This window comes from Clostridium thailandense, from assembly GCF_019207025.1.
Classification (GTDB): domain Bacteria; phylum Bacillota; class Clostridia; order Clostridiales; family Clostridiaceae; genus Clostridium_AM; species Clostridium_AM thailandense.
This window is the reverse complement of the sequence record NZ_JAEEGC010000035.1, coordinates 65,451-80,771: the sequence shown is the minus strand read 5'-3', so window position 1 is coordinate 80,771 and position 15,321 is coordinate 65,451. Positions and strand designations below refer to the sequence as shown.

At 31.8% G+C, this 15,321-nt stretch carries 17 protein-coding genes; 7 read left to right on the top strand and 10 right to left on the bottom strand.

All coding sequences use genetic code 11. The features are described 5' to 3' along the window. Positions 1–35: 35 nt before the first annotated feature. From buk to I6U48_RS08530, 7 genes are read right to left on the bottom strand one after another with little or no spacing between them, the layout of a single operon-like run. Positions 36–1,112, bottom strand: coding sequence for a butyrate kinase (gene buk / locus I6U48_RS08560; protein ID WP_376774541.1), 1,077 nt, complete (start codon positions 1,110–1,112; stop codon positions 36–38). Positions 1,113–1,131: 19 nt separating this feature from the next. After that, positions 1,132–2,031 (bottom strand): phosphate butyryltransferase, encoded by a 900-nt coding sequence (locus I6U48_RS08555; protein WP_218319995.1) that lies wholly within the window; start codon positions 2,029–2,031, stop codon positions 1,132–1,134. Between the two features lie 14 nt (positions 2,032–2,045). Continuing rightward, positions 2,046–2,582 (bottom strand): 2-oxoacid:ferredoxin oxidoreductase subunit gamma family protein, encoded by a 537-nt coding sequence (locus tag I6U48_RS08550; protein ID WP_218319994.1) that lies wholly within the window; start codon positions 2,580–2,582, stop codon positions 2,046–2,048. A 15-nt stretch (positions 2,583–2,597) separates the two neighbouring features. After that, the gene (locus I6U48_RS08545) at positions 2,598–3,416 is read right to left on the bottom strand and encodes a thiamine pyrophosphate-dependent enzyme (protein WP_246615255.1); all 819 of its coding nucleotides are present in this window, start codon (positions 3,414–3,416) and stop codon (positions 2,598–2,600) included. Further along, a complete protein-coding gene (locus I6U48_RS08540) occupies positions 3,407–4,555 on the bottom strand; it encodes a 2-oxoacid:acceptor oxidoreductase subunit alpha (protein WP_218319993.1) in 1,149 nt (382 codons plus the stop codon). The genes I6U48_RS08545 and I6U48_RS08540 overlap by 10 nt, the downstream gene beginning before the upstream one ends. Further along, entirely contained in the window at positions 4,542–4,748 is a 207-nt protein-coding gene (locus I6U48_RS08535) for a 4Fe-4S dicluster domain-containing protein (RefSeq protein ID WP_246615254.1), read from the bottom strand. The genes I6U48_RS08540 and I6U48_RS08535 overlap by 14 nt, the downstream gene beginning before the upstream one ends. Then, positions 4,745–6,145: a sodium:solute symporter family protein gene (locus I6U48_RS08530; RefSeq protein ID WP_218319992.1), complete on the bottom strand. Its 1,401-nt coding sequence runs from the start codon at positions 6,143–6,145 to the stop codon at positions 4,745–4,747. The genes I6U48_RS08535 and I6U48_RS08530 overlap by 4 nt, the downstream gene beginning before the upstream one ends. Before the next feature lie 314 nt (positions 6,146–6,459). Here I6U48_RS08530 and I6U48_RS08525 point away from each other — a divergent pair, with 314 nt between their 5' ends. Both I6U48_RS08525 and hutG read left to right on the top strand, forming a co-directional pair. Then, the gene (locus I6U48_RS08525) at positions 6,460–6,948 is read left to right on the top strand and encodes a hypothetical protein (protein WP_218319991.1); all 489 of its coding nucleotides are present in this window, start codon (positions 6,460–6,462) and stop codon (positions 6,946–6,948) included. Between the two features lie 86 nt (positions 6,949–7,034). Beyond that, entirely contained in the window at positions 7,035–8,054 is a 1,020-nt protein-coding gene (gene hutG / locus I6U48_RS08520; RefSeq protein ID WP_218319990.1) for a formimidoylglutamase, read from the top strand. A gap of 62 nt (positions 8,055–8,116) precedes the next feature. Here the strand turns inward: hutG and I6U48_RS30045 are convergent, their stop codons facing one another. Then, complete coding sequence (locus I6U48_RS30045) at positions 8,117–8,248, bottom strand: hypothetical protein (protein ID WP_281421806.1); 132 nt, start codon at positions 8,246–8,248, stop codon at positions 8,117–8,119. Between the two features lie 255 nt (positions 8,249–8,503). Between I6U48_RS30045 and I6U48_RS08515 the strand changes: the two genes are divergently transcribed. From I6U48_RS08515 to modA, 4 genes are all read left to right on the top strand, one after another. Beyond that, positions 8,504–9,334, top strand: a complete 831-nt coding sequence (locus tag I6U48_RS08515) for a methyl-accepting chemotaxis protein (protein ID WP_218319989.1) — start codon at positions 8,504–8,506, stop codon at positions 9,332–9,334. Between the two features lie 394 nt (positions 9,335–9,728). Next, a complete protein-coding gene (gene modB / locus I6U48_RS08510) occupies positions 9,729–10,391 on the top strand; it encodes a molybdate ABC transporter permease subunit (protein WP_218319988.1) in 663 nt (220 codons plus the stop codon). Between the two features lie 14 nt (positions 10,392–10,405). Then, on the top strand, positions 10,406–11,071 hold the full coding sequence (locus tag I6U48_RS08505; RefSeq protein ID WP_218319987.1) for an ATP-binding cassette domain-containing protein: 666 nt from the start codon (positions 10,406–10,408) through the stop codon (positions 11,069–11,071). 198 nt (positions 11,072–11,269) lie between these two features. Continuing rightward, a complete protein-coding gene (gene modA / locus I6U48_RS08500; protein WP_218319986.1) occupies positions 11,270–12,052 on the top strand; it encodes a molybdate ABC transporter substrate-binding protein in 783 nt (260 codons plus the stop codon). Between the two features lie 97 nt (positions 12,053–12,149). Here modA and I6U48_RS08495 read toward each other — a convergent pair whose 3' ends face one another. After that, a complete protein-coding gene (locus I6U48_RS08495) occupies positions 12,150–12,704 on the bottom strand; it encodes a helix-turn-helix domain-containing protein (protein ID WP_218319985.1) in 555 nt (184 codons plus the stop codon). A 123-nt stretch (positions 12,705–12,827) separates the two neighbouring features. Here I6U48_RS08495 and I6U48_RS08490 point away from each other — a divergent pair, with 123 nt between their 5' ends. Continuing rightward, complete coding sequence (locus tag I6U48_RS08490; RefSeq protein ID WP_218319984.1) at positions 12,828–13,307, top strand: YbaK/EbsC family protein; 480 nt, start codon at positions 12,828–12,830, stop codon at positions 13,305–13,307. 404 nt (positions 13,308–13,711) lie between these two features. Here the strand turns inward: I6U48_RS08490 and I6U48_RS08485 are convergent, their stop codons facing one another. After that, positions 13,712–15,163 (bottom strand): MFS transporter, encoded by a 1,452-nt coding sequence (locus I6U48_RS08485; RefSeq protein WP_218319983.1) that lies wholly within the window; start codon positions 15,161–15,163, stop codon positions 13,712–13,714. Positions 15,164–15,321: the final 158 nt, after the last annotated feature.

Sequence of the window (15,321 nt, the reverse complement as noted above, 5' to 3'; positions counted from 1 at the left end):
AATAACCCTTATTCTATGCACGATTAATAAATCCTCTATTTATATATTTGTATGTCCTCTTTTTTATTAAATACTCTAAGTACACCTTGTGCTAACGCAAGCATTTCAAACTCACCAGGATATACTATTACCTTACCTATAAAATCTACGTATTCTCTTATCCAGTTAACGAATAATTCGTCAAAGGCAATACCTCCTGTTAAAATTATTGCATCTACTTCACCCTTTAATACAGCTGCCCCAGCTCCTATTTCTTTTGCTACCTGATAAGCCATAGCTTTATAAACTAATTCAGCCTTTTTGTCTCCCAATTTTGCCCTTCTACTAACTTTTCTAGTGTCATTAGTACCCAAATATCCAACGAGACCTCCTCTGCCTACTATCATCTTTCTCAGTTCTTCTTTAGTATATTTTCCAGAATAGCAAAGATCAATAAGTGATCCAACAGGAAGTCCTCCTCCTCTCTCCGGTGAAAAAGGTCCATCGCCATCAAGGCTGTTATTTACGTCAATAATTCTCCCCTTTTTATGGATTCCTACAGATATTCCACCGCCAAGATGAACTATTAAGAAATTAAATTTATTATATTCTCCTCCTAATTCCTCTGCAGCTTTTCTTCCAGCTGCTTTTTGATTCAATGGATGATCTTTTGATTTTCTTTGAATATCAGGAATTCCAGAAATCCGTGATAAATCATGAAATTCGTCAACTACAACAGGGTCAACCACAAAGGCAGGTACCTGAAGCATAGTAGCTATTTCTGCTGCAAGTATTCCCCCTAAATTTGACGCGTGTTGTCCCATAACCCCATCTTTTAAGTCCTCTATCATTTGATCATTTACTCTATAAGTTCCACCTACAACGGGCTTCATATTTCCTCCACGTCCAACAACAGCAGCTATATCTTTTAAGTCAGAAGTTCTCTCATTTAATTTTTCTAGTATAACTTTTTTTCTGAACTCATACTGTCCATATACGGTTTCATACTCTTCTAAATCCTCTATGGAATGCCTGACTGTGTCTAAAAATATTTCTTTTTCATTATTGTAAATAGCAATTTTGGTAGAGGTTGATCCAGGATTTATAACAAGTATTTTATATGTCTTATCCAAATTTATCATCTCCTATCAATTAATCAGAGGTTAATACTGCAAGTGCTATAGAGTTAAACTTGGATTCATCAGAGCTAGCCCTAGAAGTTAATACAATAGGGGCTGCAGCACCTACTACTATCCCTGCTTTTTCAGCCTTTGCAAAATGTTCCATGGACTTAATAAGTACATTACCAGTCTCAATATTAGGTAAAATCAATATATCTGCATTACCTGCTACGGGATGCTGTATGCCTTTATGCTGAGCTGCTTCAAGAGATATGGCATTATCTAAAGCAAAAGGCCCCCCTACCATGCATCCCTTTATCTCTCCTTCATCATTCATTTTAGTAAGTTCAACTGCATCTAGTGTTGCTGGCATTTTATCCGTTGGTTTTTCAACGGCACATACTACAGCTACTTTAGGCATTACATTTCCAAGTGAATGGGCTATTTTAACTGCATTATTTATTATTTTAATCTTGTCTTTTAAAGTAGGCATTATATTCACAGCTGTATCGCTTAATATGAATAATTTATTATATCCCTTTACTTTTAAAACTCCTACATGACTTAACAAATTCCCAGACATAAGTCCTGATTCTTTATTTAATACAGCCTTCATTAATATAGAAGTATCCACTAGTCCTTTCATAAGCATAGACGCATCTTTGTTTCTAACGAGCTCTACTGCTTTCCTACAGGCTTCTACCTTATCACCAGCCTCCACTATTTCAAACTTATTTATATTTATATTTATATCTTTTGCAATACTCAATGTTGCGGCTTTATTGCCAACAAGTACTGCCTTAATTAATCCATATTTATAAGCATAATAAACTGCTTTTAAAATATATTCATCTTCTGATACCGCTACTGCAATAGTTTTAGGACCGTACCTTTTAGCAGCCTTTACTAATTCCTCAAAAGATTCAATCATTTTACCACCTCTTTCTATTCCATTTCAAAACCTTTTTCAAAAGCTAATATATTGAGTTTTTGAATTTTTTCTTTTTTAGAAAATTTATCTTTAAGCACTTCAATAACAGATTTCCTTTTTAACACTCCAGTTTTCCTTACAATTATCCCAATAGCAATGATATTAGTAACCTTTTCACTACCCAGCTCTAGTGCAAGCTCAGTAATAGGATAACCATATTGCTTTCCCTGAGGCTTCTTGATCTCTGACACTAAACTGCTATCATATATTAGTATAGTATCTTTATTTAAAGTGGAAACGTACTTATTATATGCAACAGGAGCAAGAGTCAATATTATATCAGCCTTTAAAACTTCTGGATAATAAATCTGATCTTCACTTATTATTACATCAGATTTTGTAAAAGTTCCTCTAGTCTCCACTCCATAGGAAGAAGTCAAGCTAGCATTCATATTTTCATGTATTACTGCCGCCTGACCCAGTATAGAACCAGAAGTAATCAATCCTTGACCTCCCACACCGCTTAATATTATTTCATATCTATGTCCCATAAAACCCTGCCTCCTTTACCTACTTTTAGCTACTTCTATTACTTTTTTATATTTAGTACTGTAATCAGCTTTATCTATATCAACAAACTTTCCTAAAATAAACTTGTCTTTTTTTTCTTCATAATTCAATTTTTCAGCTTGCTTTATAGTTAAAGAACTTTCTTTTATCCACTTCAGCATAGCAGGAGCTGTCTTTTTACCGTTTAATTTTCCGTAATGGGTTGTGCAGGGAGAAATGGCCTCTACAAAGGAAAATCCCTTTTTCTGCAAAGCCTCAGTAATTAGATTCTGAAGTTCTACAATGTTATAGACTGTACTTCTCGCAACATAAGGTGCTCCAGCACTTTCAACAAGCCTACATAAGTCGAAGCCATCTTCTACATGACCATATATTGAGGTTGCCGTATAGCTCTCCTCTGGTGTAGTTCCTGAATATTGCCCACCAGTCATTCCATAGTTTAAATTGTTAACTAATACAACTGTCAAATCCACATTTCTCCTAGCCGCATGTATAAGATGATTACCTCCTATAGTTGCACCATCACCATCTCCCATAAGCACTACTACCTTCAAATCAGGGTTAGCTAGCTTAATACCTGTAGCAAATCCAAGAGCCCTACCATGAGTTCCATGAAATGTATTCGTTGATATATAATCATCTGCCTTGCCCCAACAGCCTATACCAGTTACAACTACAGTTTTGTTTTTATCAAGCTGCAGCTTGGCAAAGGATCGAACTAATGCGCCTAGTACATTTCCATTGCCGCAACCAGCACACCAAAATAGTGGAAATTTTTCTTTAACCAAATAGTCATCATAGTTCATTATAGACATTTTGCTACCTCCTCTATTTTCTCTAGTATCTCATAAGGAGTAATCATTTCACTGTTAACTTTATTTACACCTACAATTGGAATTCCAAACCTATTTTCCTTTTTAACTTCTCCTATAATTTGTCCTAAGTTCATCTCAGGAACAATGACTGCTTTTGCCCTGCAGCATATCTCTAAGACTTCCTCCTTTGCAAAAGGCCATATTGTAATAAGCTGCAACAACCCTACCTTCATTCCTTTATTCCTTGCTATTTCCACAGCTTCAAGTGCAGATCTTGCAGAAGCACCAAAGGCTATTATTATATATTCTGCATCTTCTAAATTATATTTTCTGGTAATTATGATATTCTTTTTATTTTTTTCTATTTTATCAGTATAATGTCTTATAAACTTGTCAGCATTAGCAGGACTACTGTTTGGAAAACCTTTTTCATCATGGGTGGATCCTGAAATTCTAAGTATATATTCACTACCATAATTAGCTAAAGGTGCAACGTCATCTTCTCCAAAATCAAAAGGTTTATAGTCTTTAATACTCCCTTCTGGTTTTTTACGGTTTACTATTTCACAAGCTTCCAATTCTCTAAAAACAGCTTTTTCCTTTAAATGTCCTATTATTGCATCTGCTAAAATAATAACTGGAGTTCTATATCTTTCCGCTAAGTTAAAGGCCTCAATAGTAATATCAAAACAATCCTGCACAGAGGAAGGTGACAAAACTATTATCCCATGATCTCCATGTGTTCCCCATCTACTTTGCATTACATCACCTTGAGCAGGTTTTGTAGCCAAACCAGTACTAGGACCTGATCGTTGAACATCTACTAGAACGCAAGGTACTTCTCCCATAATTGCTACACCTAAATTTTCAGCCATAAGTGAAAGTCCTGGACCACTCGTCGCAGTAAAGGACTTTTTTCCAGATAATGAGGCACCAATTACAGCTGCAATACTTCCAAGCTCATCCTCCATCTGTATATATATGCCCTCTTCCTGAGGTAGTCGTATAGATGCACATTCTGCTATCTCTGTAGATGGAGTTATAGGATAACCAGCATAAAATCTAGCACCTGCTGCTATGGCACCTTCTACAATGGCTTCATTTCCTTGAACAAATTTTGTTACATTATTTAAGCTCATTTTCTTTCACCTCCACCTTAATTGCAAAATCTGGACACCTTAGCTCACAAAGCTTACAACCTATACACTTTTCTTCATACTCAGGCATTGGAGTTTTATCAACTTTTTCAGTAAATATCTTTGATGGGCAAAACTCTATACATATACCGCATTTTTTACATAAATTCCGATTAATAAATATTTTCTTCATCATCTTACCTCCCCCTTTTTTACAGCAGCCTCTTGTGGAATTATAGAAAGTAGTAAAAGGAAAATTATGCTGGTAGCTAATCCTATATACAAAGGATCTATGGTTTTTACGCCAAATAATTCCCATATAATTGCAGCTACAGGTGCAGCGATAATCGACACTAAACCTGCCATTTTATTAATCTTGTCTTTATAATAAATAGCTGCTATTAGTGGAAAGAATATTGTAGTTCCTCTAAGAGCCATAGATAAAAAACTCCATTTTAATATTAAGGTATTAAGATTTGTAAATACCATAAGCATAGCTACAGCACAAAGAGCAAATACAGATAACCTTAAAACCATTAATTGTTTTTTATCATCAGCCTTTGGATTTATAAATCTAAGATATATATCTCGATTAATCATAGTACTTATACCAAGAGTTAACCCTGCTCCTGTTCCAATAACGGATACAATAAGTGCTGCTATAGCAATACCTCCAATCCACGGATTAAGATAAGTTAATATAAAAGTTGGCAATGCTTGACTAGGTGTTAAACTAGGATTTGAGGTTTTCATATACATTCCAATAAAAGTGCTTATTAGACCTATAGGTGGAATCAATAGTGCAGATAAAAACGCGCCATTTCTTGACTCCCTTTCATCCTTTCCAGCAAATAGTGCCTGCAAATAAGTTTGTGTTGATGCAACACCTACCACTAAGGAAAAGCCCATAGCCAAACCTTCACTTATTCCCCCACTAAACAAATCAAACCAAGGTTCCCGCGGAAATGCAGCAGTAAAGCCTTGTATCCCGTGAAAGCATTTATAAGTAATCACTCCTGAAATCGCTAAGGTCAAATATAATAAAAGAGTTTTTGCAATACCTATTATGCTTGTTCCTAAAAAACCTCCAAAGAATATATAGGATATAATAAGTACCATTGTTATAACAACTGCTATATTCACTGTTACATGAAACATAGATGTAAGTATGGCTGTGGAGGAAAGTACCTGTCCTGTAATGTGAATAAATATTGCGATAGATGTAAATATACTAGCGGCAAAACCTGCATAAACTCCGTAGCTTCTACTTAAAAATTGCGGAATAGTGTCAACTTCCGCTCGTCTTAAAGGTCCTGCTAATAAGGCTCCAAGAAATATGCAAGCAATACTGGAGCCTAAGGTAAACCACATAGCATTAACTCCCTGTTGAAATGCCAGTTCTGAGGTTCCTATAGTAGAAGCCCCTCCTACAATAGTAGCTATAAGACTTCCTGCCACTTTTTCTTTACTTAACTGTCTATTTCCCACTGCAAAATCTTTTGATGATTTTACATTTTTACTAGAAACAAACCCTAAATAAGATACTATAAGAAGCGTTATAAGTGTACTAAAACAATGTATTGGTGTAATCATCTCTAATCACCCTGTATAATTAAAATTATTCCACTTTTACATATAGCAATATCTATGCCAATATCAAGTTCATATTTATTAATAAGCAAAAATTCACTATAGAATTCCTTATTTAATAGAATAAGTTATTTTTAAGCGAAGACCTATCAGATAAATAAATTTACTCTTTCGTTTAATATTTAAACACAAATAACAAACTATGTTTAAATATTAAACTTGAATATATGTTATAATTTAATGTAAGAAACACATACTACTATATAAAATATAAAGTCTATATTGATATATAATATTAAATAATAAGGAGTAAACTTATGGGCAAGATAATTGAATTTAAAAAATTCAGCAAAAAAATTAATACAGAAAATTTACATACTCAAAGTTTTTCTATAGATATTTTTCCTGAAAATGATTTAATGTATATTAGAAAAGAACTAGAAATTAATTTGGATGAAATTGACATGATTCTTAATTGTGTTTATAAACAAATACTAATTAATGAAAAGCTTATAACTGCTACTGAGGATGATTTTGAGAAGCTTACTTACTTAAAAGATTTTAATGACAAATTACAGGATATAATTTACTTTTTAACAAATAGCTCTTATAATGATCCAATTATAATAAATATAAATTTTTTAGAATTCAAATATTTAATGGGTACTTTACAATTAGAATTAGATGTGCTTAAAGAAACACAAGCTTCCGCACAAGATCACAATTCTCTTGACGTACTGGATTTCTTGTTTAATAGACTGCTTCCATTCTATAACTCATGGAAAAAAGATATATTCAAAAGCTAAACTATTTTTGATATAATTACAATAAAGTACGAAGGGACAAACTATGTATTAAGTTTTAAGTCTCAAAGTTAATTTAGGAGGACAAAATGTTTAACACAAACTATAAGCCTATGGATAAATCTCTTTGGCAGGGAAGAACTGATAGTGAAAGTAATTTTGACGCTTTCAGATGGCATCAATGGGTAAAACCTCTCGATTTAAGAGAAAATAATCCCCATCTTGCTAATGTAAAACTCGGTTTTGCTTTTATTGGATTCTGCTGTGATGAAGGTGTAAAACGTAATAGAGGCAGAATTGGAGCTGCTAATGGTCCGCAAGGCATCAGAAAAGAGTTATCTAATTTGCCATGTGTTTTCACAAAAGAAGTTGAGCTTTTTGATGCTGGAAACATATATTGTGAAAATATAACTCTAGAAGAAGCTCAAGCTTTGCTCTCAAAGGCAGTTAAAAAGATATTGAATCTAAAGCTTTTCCCAATAATTTTAGGAGGAGGCCATGAAACTACTTTGGGAAATTATAATGGTGTCCTAAATCATTTGTCTCAAAATACCTCTAGACCTAATATTGGTATAATAAATTTTGATGCACATTTTGATCTCAGGCCTTATCCAAATGGAGGAAGTTCAGGAACAATGTTTAGACAAATATCTGATATATGTAAGAATCGCGATTTAAAATATTCTTATTTATGCCTTGGAGTTCAAAAGCACTGTAACACAGTTGATTTATTTAAAACTGCAAATAAACTTGGTGTTGATTATGTTTTAGCAAAAGACATAGTAGACCATGACAGCTGGGACACCTTAGAAAAATTAGAAAGATTCATAAAACTTCAAGATCGTATTTATATAACCATATGTTCTGATGTATTTTCATCCTCCTTTGCACCTGGTGTAAGTGCTGCACAACCTTTAGGTTTAGATCCCGAAAGTGTGTTGAAATTTTTGAAATACATTATGAGATCTAACAAAGTAATAAGCTTCGATATAGCTGAAGTTTCCCCAAGATTTGATCAAGATAATACTACAGCCAATCTTGCCTCAATTATAATTTTTTCCGTAGTTAACACAATAGCTCAAGTCCATAATTTATGTGATGAATATTAATTTTACAAACTCAGAAAGGGAAACGAATTTTTCGTTTCCCAAATATTTATATTTAATATATTTTAGCAGCCTCTTCCTCTTCCGCCTCCACAGAAGCATAATAATATTATTATCCAAATTATACTATTTCCTCCGAATCCGCCGCATCCACATCCTCTGAATATATCGCAACATCCTCCATGTCTGTGTCCCATAAAGAACCCTCCTTATCTTCTTTTAGTATAAAATTTAATATAACTTTCTCTTAAGTATTATACTTAATATAATTTCTTCATAAGCTTTTTATAGTTATAGTATATTTATGATTAGTAATAATTGTTACCATATTTTTAAATTATTTTTTAAAATATCATCAATATTATGATATTATATAATTATACAATACATATGTTTAGTTCTATAAAATTTATTATTTTAATTATAATTTTTAACATATTAGGAGGATAAAGATGGACAATCTTTTAATTGAAAACAAGCTACAACAGGCCTTTAATGAATTAATGCCTTATATGCAATACTTTTTTGAAGATGAAATAGCTTTTACTATGTCAACAACTGACCGTTTTATTAAGGTAGTAAACAGCAAAAATATAAATATGAATGCAAAATCTGGTGATATACTAAGACCTGGTGGTGCTGCTTATGAATGTATTAAAGCTAGAAAACCAGTTACTCTAAATGTTCCAAAAGAAGTTTTTGGAGTGGAAATTAAAGCTGTAGGCATTCCTGTTAAAGATGAAAAGGAAAAAATTATAGGTAGTATTGTTCTGGTAAAGAATCTGAAGAGATATCACGAAATATTAAGTTTATCTAAAACTTTGTCTGACTCCTTAGAGGAAATAGCTAAAATATCTTCATTAATTTCTTCTGGAATTGAAAAAGCTGTGGACTCAAATGATAAAATATTATCTGAAGTTCGCGAGGCTGCAAACAATGCTAAAAATACAGATGAGGTATTAAGCTTTGTAAGAAATGTAGCATCTCAAACAAACCTTTTGGGATTAAATGCTGCAATCGAAGCGTCTAGGGCAGGTGAACATGGTCGAGGTTTCTCTGTGGTAGCAAATGAAATACGAAAGCTTTCTAATTCTAGTAGTAAATCTATCAACGAAATAAATAATACTCTTACTAAAATCGAAACTTCGGTGAATAGTATTGATGAAAGCATTAATTCAACCACAGATACCTTCAAAGATCAGTTATCAAAAATTCAACAAATGGACGCTGCATTACACAACTTAACTTCACTGGCAATAAAATTGAAGGATATGGCAGAATAAAGATATTAGTTTTCTATAGAGAATAAAACTTGTCTTTCTTGTTTTATTCTCTATAGAAAATTTATATCTTAAATATCTTACTCTCTCCTTGTATTTTCTTTAACTTACTCTGGATTTACCTTCTGATAACAAAGTTCTATTTACTAGAACCTTTTCTGATTATTCTACCCATACTATACGCAGTATGTTTCTATTTTTTTAATTCTAATAATTAACTCAATCATAAGACTGAACTTATTCAAGTTATTGTTTCATTTTTGAACACCGAGCATTTTTTGAACGTTTTTTATAATTAAGGTATTATTTACACAAGATATATATTAAGTTAAACTAAACGTATAAGCTTGTCTTATATTGTGTTAAAAACAAATTTATACAGAAGTAGGTAATTTACATGATATTAAGCCCTATAATTATATCTTTAAAAGTTTCATTTATTTCTACAATTTTTACATTAATAATTGGAATTGCCTTAGCAAGATTCATTACAAAATATAATTTTAAAGGCAAAAATATATTAGAAGCCATGATAATTTTGCCAATGGTGCTTCCACCTTCTGTAACAGGATATGGCCTGTTAATTTTATTGGGTAAACGTAGCTTTTTAGGTGGTTTCCTATATAAATTTTTTGACATTAGTTTGATATTTACTCTCGGAGCTGCCTGTATTGCTTCATTCATAGTTTCACTACCTTTAATGTATCAAAGTTGCAAAGCTGCATTTCTTAATATTGATAAAACTTATGAAAACACAGCAAGGACACTAGGTGCTAGTGAAATAAGAATTTTTTTTAGAATTACTCTCCCACTTTCTTGGCCTGGAGTATTAAGTGGAATAGTTCTTTCTTTTGCAAGAGCTTTAGGAGAATTTGGGGCCACTCTTATGATAGCTGGTAATATTCCTGGTAAAACTCAAACTATTCCATTAGCCATATATTTTGCAGTAGAAGGTGGAGATAATAAAACCGCAAATATACTTTTTGCTATTGTATTAGTATTTAGTTTTACTCTGATCTATAGTTTAAATATGTGGATGAAGAAACAAAATGATAATTAGCTAGGGGGAAAAAAATGGTTGATATTAAAATATTTAAAAAAATGCATTATTTTAATTTAAGTATTGATTTTTCGATTGATAAGGAAACCCTTGTTATTCAGGGTCCCTCTGGTTCGGGTAAGACAACAATTTTAGATTGCATATCTGGAATAAAGTCACCAGATAAAGGTGATATAATGATAAATAATAAATCTATATTTTCATCTGAAAATAATATAGATATAAAAATTAAAGACAGAAATGTAGGGTATGTGTTTCAAAACTATGCTTTATTTCCTAATATGAATATAAAAGAAAATATCTTCTTTGGAATTAAATGTAAAAAATTAAAAGATTCAGACTATGTCGACTATCTTATGAATGTATTTAAAATTTGTCATCTTGGCGATAGATACCCTAACCAAATATCTGGCGGTGAAAAACAGCGTGTAGCCCTAGCAAGAGCTTTGGCAATAAAACCTGATATTTTGCTTTTAGACGAACCTTTTTCAGCGTTAGATGTAAATACAAAAAATATAGTATATAAAGAGTTTCTTCAGCTAAAAAAGCTATGGAAAATCGATATTATATTAGTTACTCATAATCCAGAAGAAGCTCGACTATTAGGAGATAGAATAATAAATATACAGTCTGGTAGTATTTTAAATTCAGACACTCCATTGAATAATTTTATTATGTAAATAAAAAATTCTGTTTCTAGGGCTTAATTTGTTCTTCTGAAGATACCATTAACTCTTAGTATGCCGAATAATATCTTCAACCACTTTTAGAAATACACTCATACACATGAGATAGTTTTCTATTGAATACTTATAAAATTCTATAATCAAGTTAAATTTTTAAATCTTAAAAATTATTAATTTAAGGGGGAATTTACATTGAAAAAAATTCTAATTTCAGCTTTAGCAGTTTTTACATTATTTTCTTTTACAAGTTGTGGACAAAAACCAGCCGAAAACACAAAAACTACTGAAAAAAACATTACTATTTCCGCAGCTGCTAGCTTAAAAGATGCTTTAACCGAAATTAAATCTAAGTATGAACAAAAAAATGGTACAAAGTTAACCTATAATTTTGCTTCTTCTGGAACACTACAAAAACAAATTGAACAAGGTGCCTCTGTTGATGTTTTCATTTCAGCAGGTGCAAAACAAATGAATGACTTAGTTAGTAAAAATTTAATAGATAAAGATACTAAAAATGATTTATTAAAGAATCAACTTGTTTTAATAGTTTCCAATGATTCTAAAGACAAAATTAAAACAATTAATGATGTATTAAATAATAATGTGAAAATAGCTGTGGGAGAACCTGCTTCTGTTCCTGCAGGACAATATGCTAAGGATTCTCTTACTAAATTAAACATTTGGGATAAAATTAATCCAAAAATAGTATACGGAAAAGATGTAACTCAAGTTGCTACTTATGTAGAAAAAGGTGAGGCTGCCGCAGGTATAGTTTACAAGTCTGATACTGTAAACTTAAAAAATTGTTTTATAGCTCAAACCTTTGATGAAAGCTTACATAGCCCTATAGTATATCCAGAAGCTGTTTTATCCTCTAGCAAAAATAAAGAAGAAGCTAAAAAGTTTTTAGAATACCTAAATTCAGATGAAGCTAAAGATATATTTAAAAAATACAGCTTTGAACCTAATCATTAATATTTGCTTATAAGTAATAAAGTAGACTCATCCAAAGGATAAGTCTACTTTTATTTTATTCCCTCATCTGTCTTAATCAATTCTGAATTAAAGTAATCTATTTAAAATAATAAATTATATGTTGAAAATTCACTATATCATCTGTCACATTTCTATAACAATGAGATTTATTTGCAAAATATCTTATTGCATCTCCACAAGATAAGTTGTATGTTGTTTCTCCTATCGCTACATCCATTTGCCCCTTTGTAACAATGATGTACTCTTCAGTACCTTCATTATGTGGGGATGATTGATGGTTACACCCCGGCTCTAGTTCAATAGAGAACACTTCAAACCTTCTTGTACTGTCATAAGAGAAAAGTGGATATACTTTCATTTTTTTATCATTCTCTATTATTGGTTTAACATCCTCATGACAAATGTACATAATTTCTTTATCCTCTTCTTCCATAAAATAAGAAAAGGAAACATTTAAACCTGTAGCAATTTTCCATAAGGTAGTTACAGTTGGATTTGAAACCCCTTTTTCTATTTGCGCTAACATACCTTTGCTCACTCCAGTAAGTTCACTAACCTTATCCAGACTTAAATTCTTTTGTTTTCTTATATTATTCAAATTTTTTCCTATTATTAAACTAAAATCTTTCATATAATTTCCTCCACCTATTGTATGTTATAATGACTAAGTGTATAATATATTATACAGCAATATTTATATATTTACTACAATATTCTAATAAAAAATAGTAGCTAAAGCTAAGGAGGTATTTTTATGTCATCTAATTTAAAAAAGAGCGCAGAAAAGGTTCAAATTGCACTCAATAAGTTTGGACTTGAGCTTGACGTAATGGAGTTATCTGATTCTACTCGTACTGCACAAGAAGCAGCTAATACTATAGGCTGTACAGTTAGCCAAATAGCTAAGTCATTAATTTTTAAAGGCAAAACTTCTAAAAGGCCCATATTGATTATAGCAAGTGGCACCAACAGAGTTAATGAAAAATCGATTAAGGAACATATAGGTGAAAAATTAGAAAAAGCAAATGCAGACTTTGTATTGGAACATACAGGATTCGCAATAGGCGGTATTCCACCAATTGGACATAAAAATCCTATTGCTACATTAATTGATAATGACTTAATGCAATATGAAGAAATCTGGGCAGCTGCTGGAACCCCAAATGCTGTTTTCAAACTTACACCAAAGGTCTTGGTGGAAATAACAAATGGAGAAGTTATTTCTATTAAATAAGTATATAAATTCGCTATTTTCATGTCTGCTGTTTATATGTAAATTGTATAAATTTGTTTCTGAAGTTAGTTGTTATAAATACCCAAACCAGATATTTAACTTATAAAAAATATTTATTGGTAACAGTTAACACAAATTAAATATTTTTTAGAGGACATAGGACAGTGAAGGAGGATTTTTCTCCGCTGCACTACGAAAAATCTTTAATTTAAAAGAAACTTCTACTTTCTGAATATTTGAATAAGCGATGTTTTACACTCACAAAACAAGCCTAAAAAAATAAATTAGATTTCTGACGTAAGGAAGAAAACTTACCTTCACTGTCCTTTGTCCTCTAGAAATATGTTTTCATCTTCCGATTATTACCGACAATTCTCATAGTATAAATTAAGTGTTGTCCATGGTTAGTCATTAACTCTAGATCTCTTAATCATTCTAACAACAGTTAGAATCATGCCGACAGCACAAATTGAGGCTGCAGCCATATACACTACACGCATAGCATATATGAATACATCATGTCTTCCAGTTACGAAGCTGGTCACTCTATATCCTATCTTAGCACTCATTCTGTTGTAAAGCAAAGCTACGGAAAAAGCTATTCCAAAGACCATTCCCATATTTCTTACTAACGCATTAATGCTACCTGCTATTCCTAGTTTATCACGTGGTACAAGCGACATTACAATTGCATTGTTAGGTGACTGAAATAATCCATTACCTAAGCCTAATATCGCAACTCTAATTACTATATCAAAATATGTGGAGTTTGTATTTAAAAATCCTACTAATATAAGACCTGTAGTTGTAAAAAACAGACCCAAAATAGTAAGAATTTCACTTCCTATTTTATCTGAAAGATATCCACTCACAGGAGCTATAGAACCTGCACTTATTGGAAAAATCATCATAAGCATTCCCGCTTTTGCTGGGTTGATGTTCATAATATACTCAAGATAAAAAGGTTGGATTATATTATTACAAAATATTGCTACGAAAGAAACAAATGCGCAAAATATGCTTAAGTCAAAGAGTTTATTCTCAAACATACTAAATTCTAACATAGGTCGAGTTGTATTCTTTTCTATAAAATAGAACAAAACCATAGAAATTAAACTTATTGCTGCACTAGAGAAAATTAAATGATTGCTCCAGCCTAATTTTTCACCACTTAACATTGCCCAGAACAGAGACACTATAAAAATTATAAATACTACTGCTCCTTTCATATCGAAACTAGTATCTCCCAACCTTTTTTCTTCTCTTGGTAATACTTTTCTCCCTGCTAAATACCCTAATATACCAATTGGAATATTAATTAGAAATATAGATTGCCAACTAAACAGTTCTACCATAATTCCACCTATAGGAGGCCCAAGCATTGTACCTACAGCAACTGTAGTAGCCGAAAGTCCTAAGGCTCTTCCTCTTTCATTTTGAGGAAATGTAGCTGCAATTATTCCTTGATTTGATGACATAGTCATAGCTGCACCAACAGCTTGAATAATTCTAGAAATAACTAAAAATCCTACAGTCTTTGATATTCCACATAATAATGATCCAAAGGTAAATAATAAAAACCCGTATTGATATACTAAACTTTTTCCTATAATATCTGCAATTCTTCCAAAAATCAGTACAAAAGCAGATATAACGATTAAGTAGCTAGTTACGACCCACTGTATAGTATCTAGTCCAACAGAGAGTTCCGATGCCATATAAGGGAGTGCTACATTTACTATACTGCTATCCAATGTTGCCATCAGAGTTCCAAGTAAGACTACAACCAAAATTATCCATCTTCTATTATATATAATTTCCTCTTGACTATTTTCATTTATATTATTTGTTAACATTTTTAATTAAAGACTCCCTTCCTTAACAAACGTCAGCTTTAACCTTTGATATGATTATTATGTCCTATCAATACACATCTATATTCCTATTCCTTGGTTTTCCTCGCCATTTATATATACTCATATTATCACACATTTTATAAATTAAAATAGAGTAT

Coding starts and splice junctions, on each gene's coding strand:
- I6U48_RS08525 (WP_218319991.1), top strand. CDS start 6,460: ATGGGCAAGATAATTGAATTTAAAAAATTCAGCAAAAAAATTAATACA.
- hutG (WP_218319990.1), top strand. CDS start 7,035: ATGTTTAACACAAACTATAAGCCTATGGATAAATCTCTTTGGCAGGGA.
- I6U48_RS08505 (WP_218319987.1), top strand. CDS start 10,406: ATGGTTGATATTAAAATATTTAAAAAAATGCATTATTTTAATTTAAGT.
- I6U48_RS08550 (WP_218319994.1), bottom strand. CDS start 2,582: ATGGGACATAGATATGAAATAATATTAAGCGGTGTGGGAGGTCAAGGA.
- I6U48_RS08490 (WP_218319984.1), top strand. CDS start 12,828: ATGTCATCTAATTTAAAAAAGAGCGCAGAAAAGGTTCAAATTGCACTC.
- I6U48_RS08540 (WP_218319993.1), bottom strand. CDS start 4,555: ATGAGCTTAAATAATGTAACAAAATTTGTTCAAGGAAATGAAGCCATT.
- I6U48_RS08545 (WP_246615255.1), bottom strand. CDS start 3,416: ATGTCTATAATGAACTATGATGACTATTTGGTTAAAGAAAAATTTCCA.
- I6U48_RS08495 (WP_218319985.1), bottom strand. CDS start 12,704: ATGAAAGATTTTAGTTTAATAATAGGAAAAAATTTGAATAATATAAGA.
- I6U48_RS30045 (WP_281421806.1), bottom strand. CDS start 8,248: ATGGGACACAGACATGGAGGATGTTGCGATATATTCAGAGGATGTGGA.
- I6U48_RS08535 (WP_246615254.1), bottom strand. CDS start 4,748: ATGATGAAGAAAATATTTATTAATCGGAATTTATGTAAAAAATGCGGT.
- modB (WP_218319988.1), top strand. CDS start 9,729: ATGATATTAAGCCCTATAATTATATCTTTAAAAGTTTCATTTATTTCT.
- I6U48_RS08485 (WP_218319983.1), bottom strand. CDS start 15,163: ATGTTAACAAATAATATAAATGAAAATAGTCAAGAGGAAATTATATAT.
- I6U48_RS08555 (WP_218319995.1), bottom strand. CDS start 2,031: ATGATTGAATCTTTTGAGGAATTAGTAAAGGCTGCTAAAAGGTACGGT.
- I6U48_RS08530 (WP_218319992.1), bottom strand. CDS start 6,145: ATGATTACACCAATACATTGTTTTAGTACACTTATAACGCTTCTTATA.
- I6U48_RS08515 (WP_218319989.1), top strand. CDS start 8,504: ATGGACAATCTTTTAATTGAAAACAAGCTACAACAGGCCTTTAATGAA.